Here is a 24,996-nt window from a genome sequence, read left to right as displayed (position 1 = left end):
GCCGTCAAACAATACGGAGTAAGACGGGTCCAACCGGTTTGCATTACAGCGCCAGCTACCGAATCAGCCGTGGTCCCGCAGGGTTCGTCTCGTAAGCTCGAGCAAGCGTTTCACAGGACGATCTACTGTCGATCCCCGGTATCGGTTGGTGGTCGGATGATAGGCTTGGCCCGCCGCGACCACGCACACCACATTAACGGTGTCCTCCGGATCGCCGCCCATGTCAATGCCAGCCGACGAACTTACCTCCGTTATCGTGTCCAGCCGAATCCATCGCGACGTGACTCCGCGCGACGGAGACGGCAAGGACCCTTTCTCGACGGGTACTACTCTCAGCCAGACAGGCGTACCGTCCGACGGCTCCACCGCTAGGTTGTCATCAGGCAGGAGGTTGAAAGCCAGCCCATTTATGAGGGCATGCTGTTTTTCGCGTGGTAGATTTTTGATGGCTTGGTCCGAAACCACCCCTAGCAAAGACTCTCTGGTTGAGAGAAGAACTTCTTCGTAGATATCCCGGTCACTGACCGTGGTTTTCCCATATCGTTGGCACAGGTCATTGAACAGCGCCAGCCTTAGCGTTTCGGTCATGCGTTGCAAATCATCGCTCATGAATCAGATCCTTTTTGTCACGAGTTGCACAGCGTACATCACGCTCGCACGGTAAGGAACCCCCTACTTGTAGCGGCTTGATAACAGCCATTCGAGGTCGCCGACCGGACATTCGGGAAGTCCCCGGCGCGACTCGTTTGGCATCGACCGCAACCTGAACGGCCGCTGACGTTCGATTTATTCACGGGGCAACTTGGTATCCGCTCATGTGATTATCTCAGGTCGCAGCACAAGGCTGATGCCGCCTTCCAAGCGATTGGTGGTCCAATGCGCCGAGAATCATACGACGAATCGATATCAATGGCGCGAGTTTATCGGAAGTCGCGGGTTCTGAATGGCCGAAACCAGAATTTTGTTGACACGTCAGCCAATACTTATACTTCAACCACAGTAGCAGGCATCATTAGACCGATGGAAAGTTAGCCCGCCTCTAGCGGTACTATTGGAGAATCATTCTTATATGCTTGTTAATTTCTTCACGCGTCATGCGGGCCGTGTTAAATTCGCAATCTATAAATTCACCCTCGTCAAATCCCGCTTCATTTTCAAATCCAGAAAGCAAAAAATAACTATAATAATTTTTATATAGGAAATAATGAAGCTCAACAAAAAAATCCAGAAAATCAACGTCATAAAAACATTCGGAGATGCGTCCTGATTCATGATGCAATGCTCGCTTAGTCGAGCCATCATGGTAGACAAACACATCGCCAAGATGATTTAAAGCACTGTTTTCTATAGCCTTAAGCTTGGATATCTGTATATTGCTCCTACACTTAAAAGCGCAAAAGAGATAATAACTTGGGCTCTCTGAGCTGGATGATCTGGTTGCAAGGTCGCCCATGGTTACCCCTACCTTGGCAAATTCACTATCTCGAGCGTTGGCACCTAGATACAGCCACTTCTCGGTCGACTCGAAATTTGCTTTTGATTCGTTATGAATGAACTCCATTTTATAGCAGGCAAATGGATCAAGTTCCAAGTCGTACTCTCTTTTCGTCCTTTTCAAATTTTCCTCTCAAAATAAACTTTTTAGCAAAAATTTTTCTCGCCGGGGTAACGCATTAGCACCGCTGGCGAGCGTCTGCTTCTGGCCCGTTTGGCGACGGCGCAGTCGCCACTCGCATAGCACAGCATTCGCCACGCCGCAGTGGCGGATCAACCACGGACTCCCCGGCAAACGGTGTGTGATGAGATTCCGTCTCACCCAGGCCAAGCGGCATCGCTTCGCGCCGTCACACGATGACTTGCAAAGTCACTATTACGTATAACGTCATGATTATGACGATCGACGGGCGCAATCTGACATAAGCGCTGTTATGTCGCACAACGAAGCAAATGGCGCTTAACGCGCCCGGCTTGCCGTGAAACAATGCTGGTCGCGATACCTGAAAGCCTTAGCAGGCGGGTGATGCAGGCGATTAAAACTGAATGCGTGAAACAAGCTCGTGCACCATTTCCCGACTCCTCAACGGAGCGGAGAACGCTATTCGCACTGGACCACCGCAGAACCCTAGCTGGCAACCGAATAACCCGATTGCGAATCACGCCGCTGAGGCATCACCGCGACCAATTAACCTCAATATGCCGCACCGCCCGCCAACTCGCCGCGTCGGGAACTTGCAACTCCGACTTTTCGGCCGGACGTTAGCTGAGCCTGCCGCCTCTTAGACATCGTTTCGTAGATGGCTTGTGCGACTGCCTTTGCCAAGGGTATTGGCACGCCGTTGCCTATCTGCCTCGCAATCGATGACCGATCCCCCTCGAACACCCAGTCATCTGGAACCCCTTGCAACCTTGCGCCTTCGCGTAACGTAATGACCCTGTCTTCCGTCGGGTGGAGGTAACGACCTTTCGATGCGTTCTGAAAGCTGCAACGAAGCGTGTTCGCGGGCGCGTCAAATTTCATTCGCCCCCACACGTCCGTTGCTTGTGCTCCCATTTTTGCCCAGCTCGGTGGGCACAAATGTGGCGCTTGGCGTAGCAGATCTCGCTTGTCTCCGTTCCGCGGTATTAGCTTAATGCGTTCCGCGGCGACTCCGACAGGAACAGGGGCGACATGCTGCATCTTTATGCTCGGGGCTTTCGACAGGCCCTTAAATGCCTCACGTACGGTGACAGCGCGAGCGACGGTTGCCTCCGGCTTCCGTGGCAGACCAATTCTCGAGAGAACGCAAAACACGCGTAATCGATTTTGCGGCGCTCCAAAGTCGGAAGCGTTCAGTTTCCAAACAACAGACTCGTAACCGAGCTTTTTCGCGGCACGCTCAACCGCACGCCAATATTTGGATTCAATAAATTGCGGAACGTTTTCGATAACAGCGATCTTTGGATTTGCAGATCGAATCCAATCTACAACAGAAAGAGACAGTTTATTTCGATAATCATTGCTGTCCATTTTTCCAAGAGAGCTAAATCCTTGGCAAGGGGGACCGGCGACGATTACGTCTGCAGTGAGCCCATCCACAACCTGCCTGACATCCCACGTCTGAGCGACAGGATCTAAGTTCCTATTAAAGCTGGCCACCGCCCGCGCGTCCGATTCGGCAGCAAAAATGGATCTAAATCCCGCCTGCCGAAACCCTTCAGTCATGAGACCCGCCCCTGCGAACAAATCAATTGTTTTGTTCATTTCTCACCAGGTTAATATTAAGCATTCTATTTTTAAGCGGCGATATCACATAAAACGATCTCGAACAAAATTGTCCACACGCTCCGCGCTAGCGGTACGTCAAATCAACCAAAACCGCACAGGCCCACTAAAAAGCCGTCATCATGACAAGAAAGCAGCGATTCGCCAAGCCCTCCTGTAACCCGATAGGGCCCGCCGCTCCTGCGCATCCCGCGCTTCTGAAAGCACCCGCGAGCCCTCTCCTCTTGTTGCCCCCGCATGAGGCACAAACAAGCGACCGCTCTTACCGGTGCGCACCATGACGGCCACGTCGCCCCTTCTTCTGGGGCCCTTTCCCGTGACTCGGAGTGGCAGCCTTCGACGGACGAGATGCGTTGACCGCCGACGCGCCACTTTGCGACGCAGTTCCGGACGCGACCGCCCCCGGAGCCCCGGGAGCCGTTGTCGACGCTGCAGCGCTACTGACCAGTGCCGCGTCTACCGTTATCGAATCGTCAACGGCGTTATCCTGAAGATGCGCCTCAAAAGCCTTGATCGCGTCGGAATGAATCGCTTGTGCGCGAGCGAGGAGTTCTTCGAGACCGATGACCTCCCACTCGGCGCTCGGCTCGCGCTTCTTAATTTCGTTCAAGAGCAATTGTTCCTCCTCACTCTGTTTTTTCGGGTTTGAGTCCGGCATGGACCCGATCAGGTACCCGTTAACAGTGGCAGGCTTCTTAAGCTCAGTCCTAATGAAATTCTCCACCTTCCCTATGTATTTTTTTAACTGAGTTAAATGATCGAACTGGAGCGGAAGAGTTGGCGATTTAAGCTCTACAATGGTAAAGACGTGTGGACTCGCGCTATCCGACATCAAAAATACCAAATCGGGGCGCTCTTTATCATAACTGCCATCGACATTGATGATCGGTGAATATTTGTCTACACCCAAGACCTTCGCAATCTTAGAAGCCAGTCTATTCAGATTTTCATCACTAGTCACATAATTCGAATATTCCGGCTTAATTAACCAAGGATCACGTTTAAAGAGATTTTGCAACTCACCCTCGATCCCTTTCTGCTTCCACAGATTATCACCCTTCTCAATAAGCTTGCGAAGTGCGATAATACCATTCCGGCGACCGCGATACAGCTTCAGAGAATCACTCTTCTCGATTTCCGCAAGCTCACCCAATTCACTTGTAATACGATGAATTGTGCCCGGATCCGACTGCAATTCAATCAGGCGAATTAATACCTCACCGGCGTTCATCGACTGAACAACCAAGGGGGCTAATTGATTAAATTCGACACTTTCAGCGCCGTATCGCCCGGCAATTGTCTTCAAGAGTTTCGAAGCCGGCCCCCTAGTTTTCGAGGGCAGATGACTTATAATCTGCGTCATCATTTTCCCAGCTTCGGTCTCGCGAATCTCCTCATCGACCTTCCCTTCTTTGAAAGCTGCGTGCCTAGCAATCGCGGCCTTCATGATATCCGAAACGTGTTGAATAACCGCATCAACAATATCGTTATCTTCTCGAAGCTGCGTCCGATTCGTATTAACGAAATCAATTCCTAGTCGATCAATATCGTCAGCAACAAAAATCCCCTCCATATAATCCTGGGCATGGAAATTATGCATCCCGGTAGGAAGTTTAAAAAGCGATGGACCGGCAGCGAGACGGCCATTACAATAAATTCTCGCCCCTCTACGTCCCGCGCTTAGATGCTGACCCCGCTTTCTGAATTTAACAGCGTATTGAATCTTGAGTGACCCCAAATCTGGAATTGCAACATAATCTGTCACTAAATCCCCTGTTTTGGATGCATTCTCCGGGAAAATAAACTCATACTCCACGCCAGTCTCCTGCACGGGAGTTTCGTTCAGCGTGATGGCAAATTCCTCAGGTTTAATTCCGAAAAAAGCCTCCGCGAGCGTCTGATTTATCTTTTCCGCACTAGATTTAACTGCGTCTGGCTTAAGATCCAACAGCGTGATCGTTGTCCCATGTTCATCAATAGGAGCGCCTTCTTCGTAAGTTGCCGGAATCTTTATTTCCGTCAGATTCTCAGCTACGCGGAGTTCGCGGGCGTCCAACTTGAATATCGTTCGGAATGTCTCGCCGGCCCTCTTCGTAGAAATGGTGATTTTTTGAGCCGTCCCGAAACCAGCGAGTTTCCCAAGCCCCTTCCGCCCCATCACATGCCGCTTGCTCCCTTCTGACATAAGTTGGGTTTCAGCACCATTTGCGGCCGCCCGACGGCGGCGATTTATAGGCAGAAATTTGGACGCTACGTCGGATGGGCTCATGCCGTGCCCTTTGTCCGTGATTATGATTGCGACATCCGGCCCCAACGTCTCCTCAAACACCGAGACGTCCGGCAACGCAATCGGCGCAGCGAGAGGTTCAAGCGTGGCCACCTTCTCCTCTTGAGCAACTGCGCCCCCATCCACCGCGGAAGAAATCTCTTTGGCTGATAGCTCCTTTCGCTCGGCTAGGGCTTCCTTCTGCTTCAGCCTTTGGGCGACCTTCAGTTTTTGACGCTCTTCGGCGATGCGATCAAACGGAATTGAAATCTGCACATCGGGGGAATTGCTGTCATAAGCATTGGCGACGAACTCGACCAAGCATTTGCCCAACGACGTGTACATGTTGATCCCGAGCGCCTCCAACATTCCGCCCTGAATCAACATCTGAAAATTATCTGGCCTTTCGTTTTGGTTCATTGTGCGCGTCCAGCAAATTAGTTGTTTGATTGCCCCCCACCTTCGCAGCAAAGCTTTCAGAGTGTCCGAAAATTCGTGACGATCTCTGCTGCGCAAGCCGACACCGGAGCCAAGTGGAATGAGGGCGCTACCGAGTTTAACCGATACCGCGCGCCGCCTCACGGGCGAAAACTAAACTGCACGCGATCCATCTAAATCGCATAGAACGCTTGAGTAGCAGGCGTTCGCGCGGCACCATAAGGTTCGAATACGACCTTATTCGGCCTTACGATGGACCACCTTTCCAAGCCAGCCCGAAGCGCGCTCATGCGTCGAGTACGCCGTAGCGGCACCGGTCCAGAACTGGCCGTCCGCCGGCTCGTTTATTCAATGGGGTACAGATACCGACTTTGTGTCGCAGCATTGCCGGGCCGTCCAGATCTCGTGTTCCGCAGCCGTCGAAAGATCATCTTCGTCCACGGTTGCTTTTGGCACCGCCATACCTGTTCGCGCGGAAAGGCCCCTCTTTCGAACGCCGATTACTGGATCGCCAAATTTGACGCAAACGCAGAGCGCGATCGGAGAGTTCAAGACCAACTTGAATCAACCGGATGGAAGGTCCTCGTAGTCTGGGAATGCGAAACGCGGAATCTGGAAGCTCTAGCGTCGCGCATCGATATTTTTCTTAAGAACTGAGCGATTGCCTCACCACGGAACTCCTGTAGACAGCAGACTAGAAGTGACCTTCCTCCGAAATTTTGGGGGAAGCTCAATTCGTCGGCCGACAAACAGCGGCTACGAGATCGAAGAAATTTTGCCGAGCCGGAGGTTTATTTGGTCGCACCCGCAAATGCGTCGAATTCGACGCAAGTTCGACGCATTCCTCCAGTGCATCGCGCGCTTGAATGATTGACAGACGTGCAACAACGCATAGACGACGCATAGATGACGCATCCGGATGCCAGACATAGGAGATTCAATCCGCTTTGTGTTCGCGCCGCTTCGCGCTCGCCATTTTGAACCGGGCGAGGCGATCAACTTTCGGCGAATGCTTAATAGGACGCGTGGTGCTAACAAAAGGTACCTTGACCCGTCCGCCACGGCCTCTCCGGCCGTGGACCGCGTGCCCATAGGCGCCTATGGAGTAATCGCTGAGGTGACCCATGACCTTGGCTGCCTGCTCCAAAGTTATTTCGTGGTCGGAGGTGGCAGCCTTCAAATCGGACGCGACTTGATGGCGGAAACAATACGGACTGATCCGTGTCCGCAACTTTGGGAATGCGCTTCTGCCTAGGGCCACTACGCTGTTGTACAGGTAATCTCTATTGTGCGTGATCGTGTACTTGCCGTTCCCTTTAGCGGCGTTCCGGCATGTCACGGCGTGTAGAAAGCGTAATGCAGGGTTGGCATTCGCATCTACGCTAAACCCGATGTGACGCGTCGGTTGACCGCGCTCTCGGCCACCCGCGTCCACACATTTCGCGCCCCTGATCTTGACCATGAGTTGATCGGGTGACGCGACAAGCTCGATGCCCTGCTCGAGTTCGGCAGGGCGGCATCCTGTGATCCAGAGCACGGCAAGCGCAGGCATTAGCTGCGGCCGTGATTGCTGCCATTCTGGTGTTGATGCCGCCACCCATATGGATTCGCGCCAATCTGGCGGAAGCAGCTTAAGTGCAGATTTCTTCGCCTTTCCCATCGTTCACGCCCCTATCGGATTTCTGCCCACGTTTTGATTTCGGTCTTAGCCGGGCCCAGTGCAGTGAGATTTCGGACAGCAGAAATCGGCCGAACACCGCCCCCGAGTCGCTACGCGCCTCGACCCCTGAGGGGTTGGGGCTTGTCAGTTTTGGGCCGCAACACGCCATGCCTTCGCATGTCGGTGTTACGCCCCAAAACCGCCAAGCCCCCTCTTGTCCGACTTCGGCGTCGGACAAGAGACCGACACGATTTCGGCGCGTTGGAAATCAAGATCGGCCTGTGCTCGGCAGAGAAGAATTCGCAGGAATCGTGGCCGCCGCAGTTGGGTTGCGGTGATGACGTTCGCTTCACGCAGACCGGCGTTGTGCTACTGCTATCGTCATTCCCGCGCCCGCCCGTGGACGGCTGCGCTGCCCACCCCACGAGGGCGTGGACAGCGCCGGCTCGCCGGCCGGCGTTCCACAGCCGACCACCGGCTCCCCGCGACGTTTTGCCTTCGGCCTGACGCGCCCCAATGGGGCTTGCCCAAGCGACAATGACAGTCCGACAACAAGCCCCCTCTCTGCAAGCCAAAGCCGTTGTTGAGCAACCGCGCACATTGCGAGCGCCGCGAGCCCGGATCGAGCCGTACGGGGACGCGCGCCGCAGGCGTGGGGAGAGCGGCGGCCCGCAGGGACGATCCGGCTGGGCGCCAAATTGACCATCACAGAACGCGTGGAAACAAACTACGTCGCTCATGGCCGCGTTCGCGAAAGCGACGGCGTTTCGCATGCCTGCAACTGCGTGCGGATGCGTCGCTGAAAATCCGATGGATCTTCCCCGGGCCACGCCTCAATCCCCACGAGCTTGCCAGCTCGCACCATACCTTCCGTAGTTCTCCACCATCCGGCCGGTAACCGCATCGCCCCTTCTTCTTTAGAAGAAGCCTTCTCCTTCTCCTTACCCTTCCCCGGCTTGGGCATTGATTTATAAGAACTTTCAACTTTTATCCACAGATCGCGACTTTGAATCTTGCCAATCGAACTCCACAGTGCCCCTCTCGCTGGCACGGAGTCAAATCTGTGCCAGCGAGGCCAGTCGACAACAAAAACTTCGCCCGTGGACTTATCGCGCTGAATCAAGCCACGGCGCGAAAACTCGTCAAGTGCATCGTCAAGGCTTGCGGCCGTCATGCTAAGGTCAGCAGCAAGCCGGTCCACCCCGAGCAGATAGCAACCGCACGCTGTCGTATCCGGGTTGAAATACAGCGAGACGTAGATGAATTTCTGTTGCGTAATCAGGTCTCTTACACGCGGCCAAGCCATGATGTTGACCGGAACGGGGCGGGTGTCGACGCCGCTCATCTGACATGTACAGTGAAATCATCGTCCTTGCGGCGGCGACCACGACGAGGTTTATCTGAGATCTCGCGCGGCTGAGCACCTGGCAGACTGTTGATCCAGGCACGGACATCCCCGGCTCGCCAGCGAACATACCGATTCTGCCGAAATACCGGTTTCGGGAGCGCGTCAGGAGCACGGCACAACATGTGGTAAATCGCGTTGCGAGTTTTGCCGATGAGTTCGCCAAACTCATCGGGGTTTAGCAATGCTGCGTTATCCATCTGCGCAAACGCCACGCGGAAATCTCTTATATCCTTGTCCATGATCTTTGCTCGCAGCTATCAGGTATCCATCAGTTTTGCTAGGATGCCTTCACGTCCGCAGCACAACCAAAGGGCAATCGGCGAGGTTTCAGTGAGTGACGGCAGACCACAATGGAAGTCAGGGCGACACATGGGCGGCGTACGCGGTCAGCGTCGACAAAAGAGGATCACCATTCGGCTCTTACGGCTGATAGAGCGGAAATCAGGTCTGCCTCCAGCGGTACTTGAGCAACGGTACGATCTTGGGCTTAAAGGCACGTTCGACGTTGAAACGGGGCAGGAATGGGCGAGGTATGCTCATGAGCCATCCGAGGACCGCCGGCTGAATCAAGCTCTCTCCATTGATCGGCTTCGACTGGTCGCCGCTGACGCGCTGACGATGCAACATGTGACGCTGGAAGACTTGCGAGAACTAGGTTTGCTCCAGCTACTTGACGAGAATAATCCCCGCAGCCGCTTTAAGAGAGAACAGAAGGCTGTTAGCGACTTCCAGGCGGGCCTCAAGCGGCTTTCCGAGGGAAAGTGTCCCCTCGCTTCCGGAGGCGGAAAAGGCGGGCGCCCCCGGAAGCTAGCCGAAGCTCCCATCGCAGAGAGGCTCGAAGCCTACAGCAGTTGGTTGGCCCATCTTGCCTGCCTTGGGGGGTTCGTATTTGAAGATCGGGATTCTGTCGCAGACCAAGACCTCTGGGTGCAACAGCTTGCCGCAGACGCAGGTCGTATCGCCACGGATGTTGATTACCAACAGTTGGCCGAAAGCGATCGCCCCTTCGACCCGGCCTACCCGACAGGCGGTGCTCTGAATCGCCTTCGAATTCGGTTTATGGGCGGAAATCTCGACGAACCGTGGTGTCCAAAGTGTGCCCCTTTGTCCGTACGGTGGGACCGGGTGACACTCGAACCATGGGCCAACATTTCGGCTCAGACTGCTTCGCCTGCCGAACTTGACCTATTCTTCGAGCGCATCGAGAAAAATCTTCAAGAATCGAGACTGTAAGCTCCCAGGCCAGTGGGAGCGGCTCTTCGGTCCAATGGGCCCGATGCAGCGGCCGTAGTCCAATACGCGGTGCAAAAGCGGTGCAATGTAATCGGCAGACCACGGAAAACAACGGCAGCCGTGGGAAGCTAAATTTGCTGTAAAATCAATGGCGTGCGGGAAGACCGTACACAAGTACTTGGGCTGATTTTCGTTTCACACGGCAGGGGTCACTGGTTCGATCCCAGTACTACCCACCAGATTCTTGGTGTGTCGATCACCGAAGACAAAAGGGCTTACGCAGCAATGCGTAAGCCCTTTTTCTATTTGCCGGCAAATACGTCGCGTGCGCCATACGAGATATCGTTGGCTATAGAACCACGTCGTTCCGTAGGTTGGCGAGCGCCCCGCACTATTGCTATATTCGGCAAACGGGCATTCGCCCGGTCCGGCTCCGTCCGGTTTCTCCATCTTGAACCATCTCAGGGAGGCGCCACATGTTTGCAGTGCATCGCGCGCTCCCCCGCATGGTTCCACGACCGCCGGCCCGTCCGCCACGACCGATGCGACCTTGAAGCCGCAGCGTTGTCGCTGATGCGCCGCCGCCTCGGCAGGCGCACCGCGTTCATTCCAGACAGTCCGTTGTTCCGTTGCCGTTGTTTGCCGTCGTTTTTTTCGCGCGTTCCCGCGCGGATTCCGGCATCCGCTGGCTGTCTACCCCTTTTTCGCTTCTGACTGGAATCTCGGCGCGCTCGTGCTTCGCCGGGCCCAAAGCAAATGGCCAACAGAAAACTCGACTTTCGCGGACAAGCCTTCAAGGATGTCCTCGGCTTCACCTTCCGTCACTGGGCGCAACAGCCGGGGCGCATCGTCGTGATCGCGGCGCTCGCGCTGTTCACGGCGGGCGCGGACATCCTGACGCCGGTCTTCGCCGGACGTCTCGTCGACGCGATCGCGGCCGGTCCGGCGTCGTCGGCGCCCATCTGGCATCACGCGCTCGCGGCCTTCGGCGCGCTCGCCGCGCTCGGCTTCACCGCGACGCTGCTGCGCCAGGGCGTGTACTTCAACATCATCCGCTTCACGCTGAAGATGATGAGCGAGATCGCCGCGCGCGCGTTTCATCGCGTGCAGCGCTTTTCGACCGACTGGCACGCGAACAGCTTCGCCGGCTCGACCGTGCGCAAGATCACGCGCGGCATGTGGGCGCTCGACCTGCTGAATGACACGCTGCTGATCGCGCTGCTGCCATCGCTGGTGATGCTGATCGGCGCGACCCTGCTGCTCGGCTCGCGCTGGCCCATGATGGGCAACGTCGTCGGCATCGGCTCGCTGCTGTACATCGGCGTGACCGTGACGGTGTCGCTCGGCTTCGTCGCGCCGTCCGCGCGTCTCGCGAACGCGTGGGACACACGCATGGGCGGCGCGCTCGCCGATGCGGTCAGCTGCAACGGCGTCGTCAAAGCATTCGGCGCGGAAGCGCGCGAGGAAGCGCGCCTCGCGCACGTGATCGGCAAATGGCGGCAACGCACACGCCGCACGTGGGTGCGCGGCACGCTCAACGGCGGCCTCCAGGGCGGCATGCTGGCCGCGATCCAGGCGGCGATTCTCGGCGTGGCGCTACTGCTGTGGGCACGCGGCGAAGCGAGCGTCGGCGACATCACGTTCGCGCTGACGATGTTCTTCATGCTGCAAGGCTATCTGCGTGACATCGGCATGCACATCCGTAACCTGCAGCGCTCGGTCAACGACATGGAGGAACTGGTGTCGCTCGAGAGTCAGTCGCTCGGCGTCGAGGATCGTCCCGGCGCCGGCGCCATCGCGATCCGCGACGGCGAGATCCGCTTCGAGCAGGTGTCGTTTCACTATGGCGCGCACAGCCGGCCGCTCTACGACGACTTTTCCATCCGCATCGCGGCGGGCGAGCGCGTCGGGCTGGTCGGTCATTCCGGCTCGGGCAAGACGACCTTCATCAAGCTGATCCAGCGCCTTCACGACATTTCGGGCGGGCGGATCACGATCGACGGCCAGGACATCGCGCAGGTCCAGCAAGCGTCGCTGCGAAGCCAGATCGCGATCGTCCAGCAGGAGCCGGTACTGTTTCACCGCTCGCTTGCCGAGAACATCGCGTATGGACGGCCCGGCGCGACCCGCGCCGACATCGAGCGGGCCGCGCGGCTCGCGAGCGCGCACGACTTCATCGCCGCGCTGCCGAACGGCTACGACACGCTGGTCGGCGAACGCGGCATCAAGCTATCGGGCGGCGAGCGTCAACGCGTCGCGATCGCGCGGGCTTTTCTCGCCGACGCGCCGATCCTGATTCTCGACGAAGCCACGTCGAGCCTCGACAGCGAAAGCGAAGTGCTGATCCAGCGCGCGATGGAGCGGCTGATGCAGGGGCGCACGACGCTGGTGGTCGCGCATCGGCTGTCGACGGTGCGCGCGCTCGACCGGCTCCTCGTGCTCGACAAGGGCAAGGTGATCGAGGAAGGCAGCCACGACGCGCTGATCAAACGCGACAACGGCTTGTACCGTCGCTTGTTCGAGCGTCAGGCGCTGGAGCTGATCAAGGGTCTCGGCGAGCCGGAGCTCGTGCGCGAGTCGGCAAAGGTCAAAGCCGACCGGGTCGACGATTCTGGCTTGTTGGTCGGCTAGCGCGACGCAGGCATGCACCAGGCTTCGCGGCAAACGATGCCACGCCTGGCGCCACCAGCCCCTGGCAATAGAAGGCCCGCCGCGCTACACCGCGCCGGCGGGCAACCCGATGCCGCGCGCCATTCCGGTCGCGGCAAACACCATCAGAACCAGCAGCACGGTCTGGATCACGCTGAAATGCGCGTAAGATCGCGCCTTCTTCAGATTCGGCGCCGCGCCGCTGCGGATCGCCGCGCGCCAGCGCATCAGGCCGAGCATCGTGGGCACTTCGAGGATCAGGATCAGCGCGAGCAACGTCATCTTCACGTGAAAGAGCGGCTGGTGCAGGTAGTAGTCGGCGCCCTTCTCATAGCTACCGAACATGCGCATCAGGCCGGTCACGATCAGCACCAGCGCGGCGATGCCCCAGCGTGAATCGGCGCGGAACACCGAACGCAACGCGGCGGGCACCGACGCGCGACGCAGCGACCACGTGCGTCTGAGAATCGACGCGAGCGCAAAACCATAAGCGAGCAGATGAAGGGCGGCAAGCAACCAGCGAACCAGCATGGCGACTCCTGCGAAAGACGCAATATGATCGATGAGTGTCCCACTCGCCCGCCTGCAGGCCGGGCGCCTTGACTGCATTATCGACGAAGCTTCGCTTCGGGATGCGTGCATCGGCCACGCGATGTGACCGATAGCACAAAACATGCAGCGTCAGACCTGGCGCAGCGTCGTGTCGAGCGCGCGAGCGGCGACGCGATCGCCTTCGGTCGTCAGCGCGGCGCGGAAAACGGTCTGCCGGTTATGACCCGCGGCGGCCGGCGAATCCCACAGCAACTCGACCTTCGGACGCACGCCGAACGCGCTGCGCGCAAGCGACGGCGCCGCGACCGACCCTATCGGCGCCGCTGACGCGCCGGCCTTGCCCGGCGCGCCGAACGCGACCGCGGGCGCCGGCGTCGCGCGCGCATTGGAACCGCTCGCCCAGCGCACCGACAATTCGCGCGCATCGTATTGCCCCACCTTGCGCCGCTCAGCCCACACGACGACGGTGCGGGTCAGCGGATCGAGCGACACCGCATAGCGGCCGATCGCGAAGCGCCGCGCCGCCACATTGGTGCGCCACAACGGCAGCGGCCGGCAGATCCACAAGACGGTCGCATACAGCACCGGCGCCGCGACGAGCCAACCGTTGCTGGCCGCGACCGCCTGCATCGCGCGACGCCAGCCTGCGCTCGCGACGAACGCGCCGACCGACCACAGCGCAAACAGAAACCCGAGGAACGCGAACAGGCGCAGCGCCTGACGCAGCCATTGCGGCAACGGATGGAACGGACGCTCCGCGACGGCGCGCGCGCCCGGCAGGAAGATCAGCAGGAACAGAAAAACGAGGTTGATACATGCCCACGGTGAAGACGCCATCGCGGTCAGCGCGGTGGTCAGCTTCATCTCGGACATCGAGAAAAACCAGCGGGCGGCGAGCACGAGACCGATGGCGCGCAACGTAAAAATCGTTCCGGCGCCGGGCGCGGCGTTCGCGCGCGTCTCTTTCGTTCTCGCCAAGGCATCCTCCTGTCGTCGGCGGCACCGCAGCCCAATTTGCGGCACGGCAATTATAGGGATATTACCGAGACTGGCTCGTTCGCGCCGCGCGGAAACCCGTATTTTCAGTTGTGCACCGACGAAAAACGCAGCGCGCATGCAACAACGCCCCGCCGGCGACGTGCCGGCGGGGCGTTCAGAGCAACGAAGGAAGCGTGCAACGAGTTACTGCCGACAGCGTTTTATCTACCGCGAAACAATCGCCAATCAGCCCGCGTTGACTTCGCGCAGCACCGTGCGATGTTTGCGGCGCAGCAGCTCTTCATAGGTGGCGACGTAGTTCTGCGCCATCACCTTCGACGAGAAGCGCGCCTCGAACGCCTTGCGCACGCCAGCGCGGGGCAGCGTGTGCAGACGTTTGACGGCGGCGACCGCGCTGATTTCGTCCTCGACGACGAAACCCGACACGCCGTTTTCGATCACTTCCGGCACCGAACCGCGATTGAACGCGATCACCGGCGTGCCGCAAGCCATCGCCTCGATCATCACGAGACCGAAGGGCTCCGGCCAGTCGATCGGGAACACCAGTGCGTGCGCATTGCCGAGAAACTCGCGCTTTTCAGCTTCGCCGATTTCGCCGATGTACTCGACGTGCGACAACGACATCAGCGGCTTGATGACTTCTTCGTAGTAGGCACGGTCGGCCTTGTCGATCTTGGCGGCGACCTTGAGCTTCATGCCTGCCTGCCCGGCGATGCGAATCGCCCTGTCAAGCCCCTTCTCCGGCGAGACGCGACCCAGGAATGCGAGGTAGCCGGGCTCGACGTTGGGAATCGGCTTGAGCACGTCTTCCGGCAAACCGTGATAGACGGTTTGCAGCCAGTGCGCCTGCGGCAGCGGAATGCGCTGGTTGTCCGAGATCGACACGACCGGCACGTCATTGAACGTGTTGAAGATCGGCTGCAGTTCAGGCAGATCGAGACGGCCGTGCAGCGTCGTGACGAACGGCACAGGCTGACGCGCGAACAGCGAGAACGGGTAGTAGTCGATGTGGAAATGCAGCACGTCGAATTCGTCCGCGCGGCGGCGCACTTCTTCGAGCAGCAGCATGTGCGGCGCCATCACGTCGCGGATCGTCGGGTCGAGGCGCAGCGCCTGCGGCCAGAAAGCTTCGAGCTTCGCCGAGGTTTGCGAATCACCGCTTGCAAACAGCGTGACGTCGTGGCCCTGCTCGACCAGCGCCTCGGTCAGATAGGACACCACGCGTTCCGTACCACCGTACAGCTTGGGAGGAACCGCCTCGTGCAGCGGAGCGATTTGAGCGATTCGCATATTGACGAACTCCTAGTAAAAAATCAGGCAAAAGTACTGCATTTGGAAAAAGCGACTCGCTTGCTCGCCAGGGCAGTCTGGCCGGAAATGCCGGCGCGGGCCTGATTCTTTTGAGAAATCCTGCGATGGATCGCTTGGTAACGAGCCCGGACAAGTGGATCAGCGACTGGGCATGTGCGAGTAAACGCGCCCGTTGCACCGACGTTGACAAACTGTCAGAAAAATTGCCGGGCCAAGCACGCATTATCGATGCCCGGATTGTTGCAGCACCGCAGCATTTCAAAGTCTTTACGTTGTTACAAATGCGAAACACTTTGCAAACCCTTGTTTTCAAAGACAGTTCTACAGTATGCACGAGGTTTCGGGAGGCGCGGCGGTACCGTGTCTGCGAGCTCTCGCCCATCAACGTTGCCGGTAGGAATTGCAAAATTGCCGCAGCGCGGTTGAATGCAATCTGTAATCGTATCTCGAAATTTTCCGCAATCTGCCTGAATGGCCCGTCGGCTGGTGTGTCGGGACGACGCAGATCGCGGAGGTCCATCGCGAAATCAATCGCGTCAAAGCCCGGATACACAGGGCGCAATCGCCTTTGCATGTTTACAATGCGAAGCATCGGCTTCACGCAGAGCCATGCTTGTCCGTGTGGTCCGCGCATTGCATGCACAACCCGCAACACATCGATCTCAGCTCAATTGGAACACTTGACCATCGCCCAGCGTAACGCCCAGAACGCCAAGCTCGCGAGCTATGCGCACCGGCCACTTGCGTTTCTCTTCCGCTTTATCCGCCGCCATCCGCTCGCGCATGCGATCGTGTTGTGCAGCGTGTTTGCGGCCGTGGGCTGTGCACTCGCTTCGCAGTACGCGATCAAACATCTGATCGACGTGCTCGGCGGCGGCAGGCATCATCCGGGACCGCTGTGGGGCGCGTTCGCGATCCTCGTCGGCCTGATCGCTGCCGACAACCTGTTGTGGCGGATCGGCGGCTGGTTCGCCGCGCACACGTTCGTCGCCGTGACGGGCGATTTGCGGCGCGACCTGTTTCAGTACCTGAGCGGCCACTCGCCGACCTACTACGCCGAAAAGCAGCCCGGCATGCTGGCAAGCCGGATCACCGCGACCTCGAACGCCGTCTACACCGCCGAAAACACCACCGCGTGGAACGTGCTGCCGCCGTGCATCGCGGTGCTCGGCGCGATCGTGATGATCATCGCGGTGAACCCGCTGATGGCCGCCGGCCTGATGCTGTGCTCGGCGATCCTGTCGGTCGTGCTGTACAAGCTCGCGGGCCGCGGTTCCGCGCGTCACCATAATTTCGCGACCAAGGCGGCATCGGTCGACGGCGAGCTTGTCGACGTGATCAGCAATATGGGGCTCGTGCGCGCGTTCGGCATGACGTTCCGCGAACAGCACCGCTTTGCTTCGACGGTCAAGTCGGAAATGGACGCGCGCCAGCAAAGCCTGCTGTACCTGGAAAAGCTGCGTCTGCTGCACGCCGTGGTCACCGCGCTGCTGTCGGCCGGCCTGCTAGGCTGGGCGCTATGGCTGTGGGACCAGGGCCGCGCGACCTCGGGCGACATCGTGCTCGTCAGCTCGCTCGGCTTCACGATCCTGCACGGCACGCGCGATCTCGCCGTCGCGCTCGTCGACGTCACGCAGCACGTCGCGCGACTCGCAGAGGCCGTGCGCACGCTGCTCGAACCGCACGGCATGCCCGATCGCGACGACGCGACCGAACTTGTGCCGCAGGGCGGCCGCGTCACGTTCGACAGCGTCACGTTCGCCTATCCGCGCCGCCGGCCGATTCTCGATCACTTCGACCTCGATATCGAACCGGGTCAGCGCGTCGGGCTGATCGGCAAGTCGGGCGCCGGCAAATCGACCGTGCTCGCGCTGTTGCAGCGCTTCTACGAGACCCAGGGTGGCGCGATCAAGATCGACGGCCAGGACATCGCGTCGATTACCCAGGACAGCCTGCGCCACGCGATCGCGCTGGTGCCCCAGGACATCTCGCTGTTCCATCGCACGGTGTACGAGAACATCGCGTACGGCCGCCCGGACGCGAGCCGCGAGGAAGTGTTCGCCGCCGCGCGCGAGGCGCGTTGCGTGGACTTTATCGAAGCGATGCCGGAAGGCTACGACACGATCGTGGGCGACCGCGGCGTGAAGCTGTCGGGCGGTCAGCGCCAGCGCATCGCAATCGCGCGCGCGATTCTGAAAAACGCGCCGATCCTGCTGCTCGACGAAGCCACGTCCGCGCTCGACAGCGCGTCCGAGGAAGCGATCCAGAAGGCGCTCGACCGCCTGATGGTCGGCCGCACCGTGATCGCGATCGCGCACCGTCTGTCGACGCTGAACAACTTCGACCGGATCATCGTGATGAGCGCCGGCAAGGTCATCGACGACGGCACGCCGGAAGAACTGCGCCAGCGTCCGGGCCTCTATCGCGACCTGCTCTCGAAGCAGTATGGCAAGGGCCAGACGCTGCATATCGGCGGCAAGAAGGTCGACGAACAGCACGTAGCCTGACGCACGCCTGGTCCACGCGCTGCGCATCGCTTGAAAAAAAGCCGCTCCCTGGAGCGGCTTTTTGCTGTCTGGCTCGCGGCCCGGCTTGGCTTAGCCGGTCACGCTCTCGCGCGCCGCCCTCTTGCGCGCGGCGCCCGCCGCACCCGTGGCCGCGTGCGCTTTCCCGCTTCTGGCGCGCTTCGCGCCCTCGACGCTCTGCAGATCGCGCATGAAGTTATCGCGCCACACCGATACGTTGTTCTCGCGCAGCTGCGCCATCATGTCGCGATAGCGCCCCTGGCGCTCGGCGAGCGGCATGTCGAGCGCCCGCGCGAGCGCTTCGGCCATGCCGTCGATATCGACCGGATTGACGATCAGCGCGCCGTCGAGCTCCTGCGCCGCGCCCGCGAAGCGCGACAGCACCAGCACGCCGGGATTCTCCGGATCCTGCGCCGACACGTATTCCTTCGCAACGAGGTTCATGCCGTCGCGCAACGGCGTCACATAGCCGACGTGCGCGGTACGGAACAGCGCCGCCAGCACCGAGCGCTCGTACTGCTTGTGGATGTATAGGATCGGCGTCCAGTCCAGCTCGGCGAAACGTCCGTTGATCCGTCCCGACTCGCCTTCGAGCTGTAGCCGGATGTCTTGATACGCGTGCAGGTCGGCGCGCGTGGGCGGGGCGATCTGCAGGAACGACACCTTGTTGCGCTGCGCGGCCGTATGCTCGAGCAGGCGCTCGAACGCACGGAACCGCTCGACCAGCCCCTTCGAATAATCGAGCCGGTCGACGCTCATGATCAGCTTGCGCGAATGCAGGGTCGCCTTCATCGTGCGCACCGGCTTGCCGCGTTCGCCCGCCTTCGCGAGCTCGGCGATCTCGTCCGGATAGACGCCGATCGGATACGCAGAGGCGCGCAACGTGCGGCCGAACGCATGCACACTCAGCGGTCCTTTCGCCGACGCGTCGATCGAGCCGCCCGCCTCGTTGATCACGTAGTCGCAGAACGCGCGCAGATCGGGACCGGTCTGGAAGCCGAGCAGGTCGAACGAGCACAGCGCCTCGACGAGCTCGCGATGCGGCGGCACCGTCAGCAGCACCTGCGCGGCCGGAAACGGAATGTGCAGAAAAAACCCGATGCGGTTCTTCACGCCAGCCGAGCGCAGCGCCTGAGCGAACGGAATCAGGTGATAGTCGTGCACCCAGATCACGTCGTCCTCGCGCAGGAGCGGCACGAGTTGCTGCGCGAGCCACGCGTTGACGCGGCAGTAGCCTTCGAAGTCGTGCCGGTCGTAATGCAGCAGGTCGGATCGATAGTGGAACGCGGGCCACAGCGTCGCGTTCGAGAAACCACGGTAGTACTGGTCGTAATCGCGCCGCATCAGCGGGACGGTCGCGAAAGTCACCGGACCGCGCTCCTCGAGCTTGATCTGCGGCTGGCCGGAGCTCAGCACGTCGCCGCTCCAGCCGAACCACATGCCGCCGGTCTCCTTCAGCGCGTCGTACACGCCGACCGCCAGACCGCCCGCCGCCGGACCGCCCTCCGAAATAGGCGCCACCCGGTTCGAAACAATGATCAGTCGGCTCATGAAGCGCGATTCCCGATGCAATATGTTGTTTTCGTTGAACGGGGCCACCGGCGTCATGCGCCGCGCGCCGCCGCGACGATGGTTTCGAGCCAGTCGAGCAGCGACGACACCGATTCGACGCGCGTGTGCGCCATCGTTTCGCCCGCGCCGACCTTGATCGACAGACCGCCGCGCTCGTTGACGACCGCGAAGCCCTTCTCGTCGGTCAGATCGTCGCCGGCGAAGATCGGCGTGCGGCCGGTGAACGGCAGCTCGTCGAGGAACGCGCGCGTCGCGCGGCCCTTGTCGACGTCCTTCGGCTTGATCTCGTAGACCATCTTGCCGGGCTGCAGCACGTAAGAAGCGGGGTAATCGGCGACGAGCCGCTCGGTCGCCTCGCGCGCGACCGGCTCGCGGTCCGGCGCGTTGCGGTAGTGCAGCGCGAGCGCCGCGCCCTTGATCTCGAGCAGCATGCCCGGATGTTCGTTGACGACCTGCGCGAGCACCTGCTCCATGCGCAACAGGCGCTCGTCGTGAAAGCCGATGCGCTGCGTGTCGCCATTCGCATCGCGCCGCTCGGCGCCGTGCAGACCCGCGACCGGCAGATCGGGCATGCCGAGAAAACTGTCGATGCTGTCGATGCCGCGCCCCGACACCACCGCGACCGCGCCATTCGTCAGACTGCGCAGTTCGCGCAGCAGGTCGATCACGCGCGGCTGCACCAGCACGCCGTCCGGTGTGGGGGCGAGTTCGACGAGCGTGCCATCGAAGTCGAAGAAAAATGCCGTCTCGCTCGGAGACAGAACAGCCGGAAGTGCTTGCATCGCCTGGGTTCGCCTTTCAGCCATCTATGGCCGGAAAAGTGTGCGCATCTTACCGCGCATCCGTCAATTTTTCGAGAAAGTAAGCTGGGACTCAAGCCCGATGGGCGATCTATTCATCCGCCTCCATCGATTGCGTTCAAAAGCGCAACGATCGGGCTTCAACCGGCTTTCAGCAAGCTGCGTCAAATTGACCCGCAAATCGTGCGCCCGGCGCGCTGCGCGACGCTGGCGCCAATTTTGCGCTACAGTCGCTGCCACGCGGACCGTCGGCGTGATGGACATCGTTGCACGCTCTCGCTCAATCGCGTGCCGCGCGCGAATCTTGCGCGGCATGATCGGGCGACGGTGCGGCCTGCCTGCTCCATCGATTCGTGTTGCCTGCTCTTCAATCGAGTCATTGAACCCTGCTTTGTTCCCGATCCTGCCACCCCAGCGCCCGCGGCCGAACCTGTCCCGCTCACGACCCAAGCGACTCACGCACCGCTTGATGCACGGGTTGGCACGCCGGTTTGCGGCGGCAACTGCGCTGGGCACGCTGGTCGCGCTCGCCGCGCTGACCGGTTGCACACAGCGCGCCGAGCCGTGGCAGTTGACCAACGTGACCGGCCACCTGCCGGATCTGGACTTCACCTTGACCGACGACACCGGCCGTCCCGTCAACGCCGCGTCGTTCAGGGGCCGCACGTCGCTGGTTTACTTCGGCTACACGCATTGCCCGGACGTCTGTCCCGAAACGATGGGCCGTCTGATGCAGGTGCTCGGCAAGCTCGGTCCCGATGCGCAGAAAGTGCGCATTCTGTTCATCACCGTCGATCCCGCGCGCGACACGCCGCGGGCCTTGCACGACTATGTCGGCGCGTTCGACGCACAGCACGCCGAAGGGCTGACCGGCACCGACTGGCAGATCGAGTCGCTGGCCAAGCGCTATCGTGTCGCTTATCAGATGGAAAAGCGCGACTCGAACGGCAACTACGAGGTCACGCACAGCTCCGCCGTCTATGTGTTCGACAGCCGGGGCCGCGCGCGCCTGCTCGCCACCGATCACGACACGCCCGATGCGATCGCGCAGGACCTGCGCCGCATCATCGATGACCAATCCTGATTCTTCTTTGAACCCACTCCATTCCATCATGACGATCAAGCTCAAACCAATCGCTTCCCTCGCCTGCGCGCTCGCGCTGTCACTCGGCACCGCGTCGGCCGCGCAAGCGGCCGATGCTCACGCGATCAGCATCAAGGACGCGTGGGTGCGCTGGCTGCCGAACAACCTGCCCGCGGCCGGCTATGCGACGCTCGTCAACGCGAGCGACAAGCCGATCGACCTCGTCGATGTATCGAGCGACGACTACGGCGATGCGATGCTGCATCAAACCGTATCGAACGGTTCGACGCAGAAGATGGTGATGGTCGACAAGCTGACGGTGCCCGCGCATGGCCAGGTCGCGATCGCGCCGGGCGGCTATCACGTGATGCTCGAGGACGCGAAGCACAAGGTCGCGCCGGGCGACACCGTGCGTCTGACGCTGAAGTTCTCCGACGGCGAAACATTGAGCGCGCCGTTCGCGGTCAAGTCGCCGGGCCAGACCAAGTAAGCGGCACGACGGGCCGCCGCCACCGCACGCGCCATCGCCATGAACCTGCTCTACTGGCTCGATCCCTGGGAGTTTTCGCCGACCGTCGTGATCGCGTTGCTGATCCCCGCGATCCTGTTCGTGCGCGGCGCACGCAAGGCGCGGCTGTCGTTCGCGCGGCGTCTGTCATTCTGGTTCGGGCTGGTCGCGCTGTATGTCGTGCTGCATACGCGGCTCGATTATTTCTTCGAGCATGAATTCTTCATGCATCGCTTGCAGCATCTGGTGCTGCATCATCTCGGGCCGTTCTTCATTGCGCTGTCGTATCCGGGCGCGGCGTTGCGCGCGGGAATTCCGTTGCGCTGGCGACAGCGCTTCGTGCGGCCCGCGCTGCAAACACCGCTCGTGCGCACGGCGCTCGACGTCGTCATGCACCCGGTCGTCGCGGTCACGCTATTCGTCGGGCTGATCTATTTCTGGCTGCTGTCGCCGATCCATTTCGTCGCGATGCTCGACTGGCGGCTCTATCGCGTAATGAACTGGAGCATGGCGATCGACGGCCTGCTGTTCTGGTGGCTCGTACTCGATCCGCGTCCGGCGCCGCCCGCGCGTCTGTCTCCGGGCAAGCGCGTGCTCGTCGTGATCGCGGCGATTCCGCCGCAGATCGTTCTCGGCGCATTCATCTTTTTTACGACGCACGAGCTGTATCCGATCTACTCGATCTGCGGCCGCGCGTTCACGTGGCTGAGCCCGATGCGCGATCAGCAGATCGGCGGGCTCCTGCTATGGATTCCGGGTTCGATGATGAGCGTGGTCGGCGCGCTGATCGCGCTGCGTCACTGGATGCGGCTGTCGTCTCGCGGACGCCTGCGCGCCGAGCGGCATGCAAAAGCGGCGCGCGGGCTCACGCATGCGGCGTCGACGACCACGAACGTGCCCCGCTGACCCGTTCGCGTTCACAGCGCGCGCATCCACACATGCGGGATGCCGTCTTCGTCGTGAACCTCCGAGACCGGCTCGAAGCCGAACGCACCGTAAAAGCCTTGCAGATGCGCCTGCGCGTGCAGACGGATCGGCGTATCGGGCCACTGCGCACGGATTTGCGCGAGCGAGCGTTCGAGGATCGCATTGCCGAGACCGATGCCGCGAAACGGCGCGGTCGTCAACACCCGGCCGATGCGCACATCGGCATCCGCCGCATCGGGCAACAACACGCGCAGATAGCCGGCCAACGGCGGCAGCGCCGCACCGTCGCCGGTGCCATACGCAAGCAGATGCCAGGCTTCGACGTCGAGCCCATCGATATCGCCATACACGCAGTTCTGTTCGACGACGAACACCGCGCTGCGGGCGGCCAGCATCTCATAGACTTCGACGCTCGTGAGGTTCCCGAACGGCTTCCAGCGCCATTCGAGCTGGGCGAGCCGCGCGGCGGCGGTGTGTTGCGGTTCAGTCATCGGTAGCTTTCAGGGTCAATGCGCGACAGCGCGGGCAACGATCCGCAATTATGCCGCGCGCCTCGTCATCGAGCATGCGCAGGCCTGGCATCCGGGCGGTCGACACCGCTGTTTTCGGTCGCGAAAGCCGCGCACGCGTTCAGAACACCGCTTGCACGGGTCGCGCGAGACAGTCGGGGAGATTGCCGGGGCCGCATAGATGCAGCGCGCCGACGACCACCAGCGTGCGCTCGCGAACGTCCAGCAACTCGCTCAGCCGCGCGGCCCACGCGCGATTGCGCACGTCGAGAATCGCCTGACGGATGCCGGCCAGATTGAACATCGGCGCTTCGACGGCGATTTGCTGTATCGCGTGCAGATCGCCCTCCAGCCACGCCGCGTGCATCCGTTCGAGCGTGCGCTGCGGTTCGCCGCGGTCGGCCATCAGCATGTCGAGCGCCGCGGCAATGGCTTCGAGCGGAATCGATTCGAGCGCGACTGCGACGTCCCGCGCGGACTCGAGATAGCGATACGGCTTCGCCTGCGCGAGCGCCGAGCGCAACATGCGCGGCTCGACACCCTCGACGACCTGCTGCAGCAGCGTCGGCGCGACGATCAGCGCGGCCCACGGACGCAGTGTTTCAAGCGGCGCGAGCAGGCCATCGGTCGGCCACAGCGCCCGCAGTTGCGTCCAGGCTTCGTCGCGCATCAGGGGCCGCAGTTGCGCGGCGTCGGGGTGTGCGTCGGCTTTGAGAAACGGCAGGATCGTTGCTGGGTCGGACTCGAATACGAGCGCGTCGGCCCAGTCATAGGCTTCGGCGACCCATGGCGGCGTTCGACGGCTCGTCGCGGGAAACAGATGCATCGAGCCGAGCAGGCGGACCTGAGTGCCGGTGAGTTGGAAATACATGCGGCTTCAATGAAAACGGGCGATGACGATGGTGCGATTCTATCGCCCGGCCTGGATGAGGCGCGCCGGCGTGCGTTGCCCTTCCCGTGCGCGCGCCGGACACGCCGTTGAGCGGAATGCGCTGCCCCAATGAATGCGGGAACGCATCAAACGCCTGAACCCGATTATTGCCCGCTCTTTTTAAACGACTCGAGTTCGGTCGTATAGCGCTCGTTTCTCACGCCATTGCTGCCGTAATACTCTTCCACCGATTTCACCCAACGGCCGACCTCCGGCACATACCAAAACGCTTTATCGGCGCGCGTCAAGCAAGTTGTCGCCTCACTCATGCAGCCAGAGGCTGTTTATTTGCGCTGATCGACGCCATCTCGACGACTGAGTCGCGTTCGGGGTTAAGCGTCACGGCACCAACCGGTGTCCAG

22 protein-coding genes are annotated in these 24,996 nt (G+C 60.4%); 7 read left to right on the top strand and 15 right to left on the bottom strand.

Going from position 1 to position 24,996, the window contains the following annotated elements; genetic code table 11:
* Positions 1–63: 63 nt before the first annotated feature.
* From F6X37_RS07365 to F6X37_RS07350, 4 genes are all read right to left on the bottom strand, one after another.
* A complete protein-coding gene (locus F6X37_RS07365) occupies positions 64–609 on the bottom strand; it encodes a hypothetical protein (RefSeq protein ID WP_187610832.1) in 546 nt (181 codons plus the stop codon).
* 439 nt (positions 610–1,048) lie between these two features.
* A complete protein-coding gene (locus tag F6X37_RS07360; RefSeq protein ID WP_222944793.1) occupies positions 1,049–1,591 on the bottom strand; it encodes a hypothetical protein in 543 nt (180 codons plus the stop codon).
* A gap of 597 nt (positions 1,592–2,188) precedes the next feature.
* The gene (locus F6X37_RS07355; protein WP_187610830.1) at positions 2,189–3,241 is read right to left on the bottom strand and encodes a DNA cytosine methyltransferase; all 1,053 of its coding nucleotides are present in this window, start codon (positions 3,239–3,241) and stop codon (positions 2,189–2,191) included.
* Positions 3,242–3,524: 283 nt separating this feature from the next.
* Complete coding sequence (locus F6X37_RS07350; RefSeq protein WP_187610829.1) at positions 3,525–5,948, bottom strand: ATP-binding protein; 2,424 nt, start codon at positions 5,946–5,948, stop codon at positions 3,525–3,527.
* A gap of 270 nt (positions 5,949–6,218) precedes the next feature.
* On the opposite strand from F6X37_RS07350, the gene F6X37_RS07345 reads away from it, so the two are divergent.
* Positions 6,219–6,623 carry a very short patch repair endonuclease gene (locus F6X37_RS07345; RefSeq protein WP_187610828.1) on the top strand — a complete coding sequence of 135 codons (405 nt, stop codon included), beginning with the start codon at positions 6,219–6,221 and terminating at the stop codon, positions 6,621–6,623.
* Positions 6,624–6,903: 280 nt separating this feature from the next.
* Here F6X37_RS07345 and F6X37_RS07340 read toward each other — a convergent pair whose 3' ends face one another.
* The 3 genes from F6X37_RS07340 to F6X37_RS07330 all read right to left on the bottom strand — a co-directional run bounded on the left by F6X37_RS07340 (position 6,904) and on the right by F6X37_RS07330 (position 9,273).
* On the bottom strand, positions 6,904–7,626 hold the full coding sequence (locus F6X37_RS07340; RefSeq protein ID WP_222944792.1) for a site-specific integrase: 723 nt from the start codon (positions 7,624–7,626) through the stop codon (positions 6,904–6,906).
* 736 nt (positions 7,627–8,362) lie between these two features.
* Entirely contained in the window at positions 8,363–8,971 is a 609-nt protein-coding gene (locus F6X37_RS07335) for a hypothetical protein (protein WP_187610827.1), read from the bottom strand.
* Positions 8,968–9,273 (bottom strand): helix-turn-helix transcriptional regulator, encoded by a 306-nt coding sequence (locus tag F6X37_RS07330; protein ID WP_187610826.1) that lies wholly within the window; start codon positions 9,271–9,273, stop codon positions 8,968–8,970. Before F6X37_RS07330 ends, F6X37_RS07335 begins: the two co-directional genes overlap by 4 nt.
* A 130-nt stretch (positions 9,274–9,403) precedes the next feature.
* Between F6X37_RS07330 and F6X37_RS07325 the strand changes: the two genes are divergently transcribed.
* Together F6X37_RS07325 and F6X37_RS07320 are read left to right on the top strand one after the other, a co-directional pair.
* Positions 9,404–10,267: a hypothetical protein gene (locus tag F6X37_RS07325; RefSeq protein ID WP_187610825.1), complete on the top strand. Its 864-nt coding sequence runs from the start codon at positions 9,404–9,406 to the stop codon at positions 10,265–10,267.
* A gap of 756 nt (positions 10,268–11,023) precedes the next feature.
* On the top strand, positions 11,024–12,898 hold the full coding sequence (locus F6X37_RS07320) for an ABC transporter ATP-binding protein (protein WP_187610824.1): 1,875 nt from the start codon (positions 11,024–11,026) through the stop codon (positions 12,896–12,898).
* Positions 12,899–12,982: 84 nt separating this feature from the next.
* Here F6X37_RS07320 and F6X37_RS07315 read toward each other — a convergent pair whose 3' ends face one another.
* From F6X37_RS07315 to F6X37_RS07305, 3 genes are all read right to left on the bottom strand, one after another.
* Positions 12,983–13,447 carry a DUF2214 family protein gene (locus F6X37_RS07315; protein WP_184047675.1) on the bottom strand — a complete coding sequence of 155 codons (465 nt, stop codon included), beginning with the start codon at positions 13,445–13,447 and terminating at the stop codon, positions 12,983–12,985.
* A 150-nt stretch (positions 13,448–13,597) separates the two neighbouring features.
* Entirely contained in the window at positions 13,598–14,446 is an 849-nt protein-coding gene (locus tag F6X37_RS07310) for a hypothetical protein (RefSeq protein ID WP_187610823.1), read from the bottom strand.
* A gap of 246 nt (positions 14,447–14,692) precedes the next feature.
* Complete coding sequence (locus F6X37_RS07305; RefSeq protein WP_090801132.1) at positions 14,693–15,757, bottom strand: glycosyltransferase family 4 protein; 1,065 nt, start codon at positions 15,755–15,757, stop codon at positions 14,693–14,695.
* A 692-nt stretch (positions 15,758–16,449) separates the two neighbouring features.
* Between F6X37_RS07305 and F6X37_RS07300 the strand changes: the two genes are divergently transcribed.
* A complete protein-coding gene (locus tag F6X37_RS07300) occupies positions 16,450–18,285 on the top strand; it encodes an ABC transporter ATP-binding protein (RefSeq protein WP_090801134.1) in 1,836 nt (611 codons plus the stop codon).
* Between the two features lie 90 nt (positions 18,286–18,375).
* On the opposite strand, the gene otsA is transcribed toward F6X37_RS07300, so the two are convergent.
* Both otsA and otsB read right to left on the bottom strand, forming a co-directional pair.
* Positions 18,376–19,854: an alpha,alpha-trehalose-phosphate synthase (UDP-forming) gene (gene otsA, locus F6X37_RS07295; RefSeq protein ID WP_184047663.1), complete on the bottom strand. Its 1,479-nt coding sequence runs from the start codon at positions 19,852–19,854 to the stop codon at positions 18,376–18,378.
* A gap of 53 nt (positions 19,855–19,907) precedes the next feature.
* Entirely contained in the window at positions 19,908–20,657 is a 750-nt protein-coding gene (gene otsB / locus F6X37_RS07290; RefSeq protein WP_090801136.1) for a trehalose-phosphatase, read from the bottom strand.
* Positions 20,658–21,144: 487 nt separating this feature from the next.
* Here otsB and F6X37_RS07285 point away from each other — a divergent pair, with 487 nt between their 5' ends.
* The 3 genes from F6X37_RS07285 to F6X37_RS07275 are packed head-to-tail and all read left to right on the top strand — an operon-like array spanning position 21,145 to position 23,173.
* The gene (locus F6X37_RS07285) at positions 21,145–21,759 is read left to right on the top strand and encodes an SCO family protein (RefSeq protein WP_176078925.1); all 615 of its coding nucleotides are present in this window, start codon (positions 21,145–21,147) and stop codon (positions 21,757–21,759) included.
* 28 nt (positions 21,760–21,787) lie between these two features.
* The gene (locus F6X37_RS07280; protein ID WP_187610822.1) at positions 21,788–22,249 is read left to right on the top strand and encodes a copper chaperone PCu(A)C; all 462 of its coding nucleotides are present in this window, start codon (positions 21,788–21,790) and stop codon (positions 22,247–22,249) included.
* Between the two features lie 39 nt (positions 22,250–22,288).
* The gene (locus F6X37_RS07275; protein WP_187610821.1) at positions 22,289–23,173 is read left to right on the top strand and encodes a cytochrome c oxidase assembly protein; all 885 of its coding nucleotides are present in this window, start codon (positions 22,289–22,291) and stop codon (positions 23,171–23,173) included.
* Positions 23,174–23,184: 11 nt separating this feature from the next.
* Here the strand turns inward: F6X37_RS07275 and F6X37_RS07270 are convergent, their stop codons facing one another.
* The 3 genes from F6X37_RS07270 to F6X37_RS07260 all read right to left on the bottom strand — a co-directional run bounded on the left by F6X37_RS07270 (position 23,185) and on the right by F6X37_RS07260 (position 24,882).
* Positions 23,185–23,685, bottom strand: a complete 501-nt coding sequence (locus tag F6X37_RS07270) for a GNAT family N-acetyltransferase (RefSeq protein ID WP_187610820.1) — start codon at positions 23,683–23,685, stop codon at positions 23,185–23,187.
* 139 nt (positions 23,686–23,824) lie between these two features.
* Positions 23,825–24,574 (bottom strand): TraB/GumN family protein, encoded by a 750-nt coding sequence (locus F6X37_RS07265; protein ID WP_187610819.1) that lies wholly within the window; start codon positions 24,572–24,574, stop codon positions 23,825–23,827.
* Between the two features lie 164 nt (positions 24,575–24,738).
* A complete protein-coding gene (locus F6X37_RS07260) occupies positions 24,739–24,882 on the bottom strand; it encodes a hypothetical protein (protein WP_187610951.1) in 144 nt (47 codons plus the stop codon).
* Positions 24,883–24,996 lie beyond the last annotated feature (114 nt).

The sequence above is a fragment of the Paraburkholderia sp. 31.1 genome, from assembly GCF_014397645.1.
Taxonomy (GTDB): Bacteria; Pseudomonadota; Gammaproteobacteria; order Burkholderiales; family Burkholderiaceae; genus Paraburkholderia; species Paraburkholderia tuberum.
This window is presented reverse-complemented; position numbering and strand designations above follow the sequence as displayed.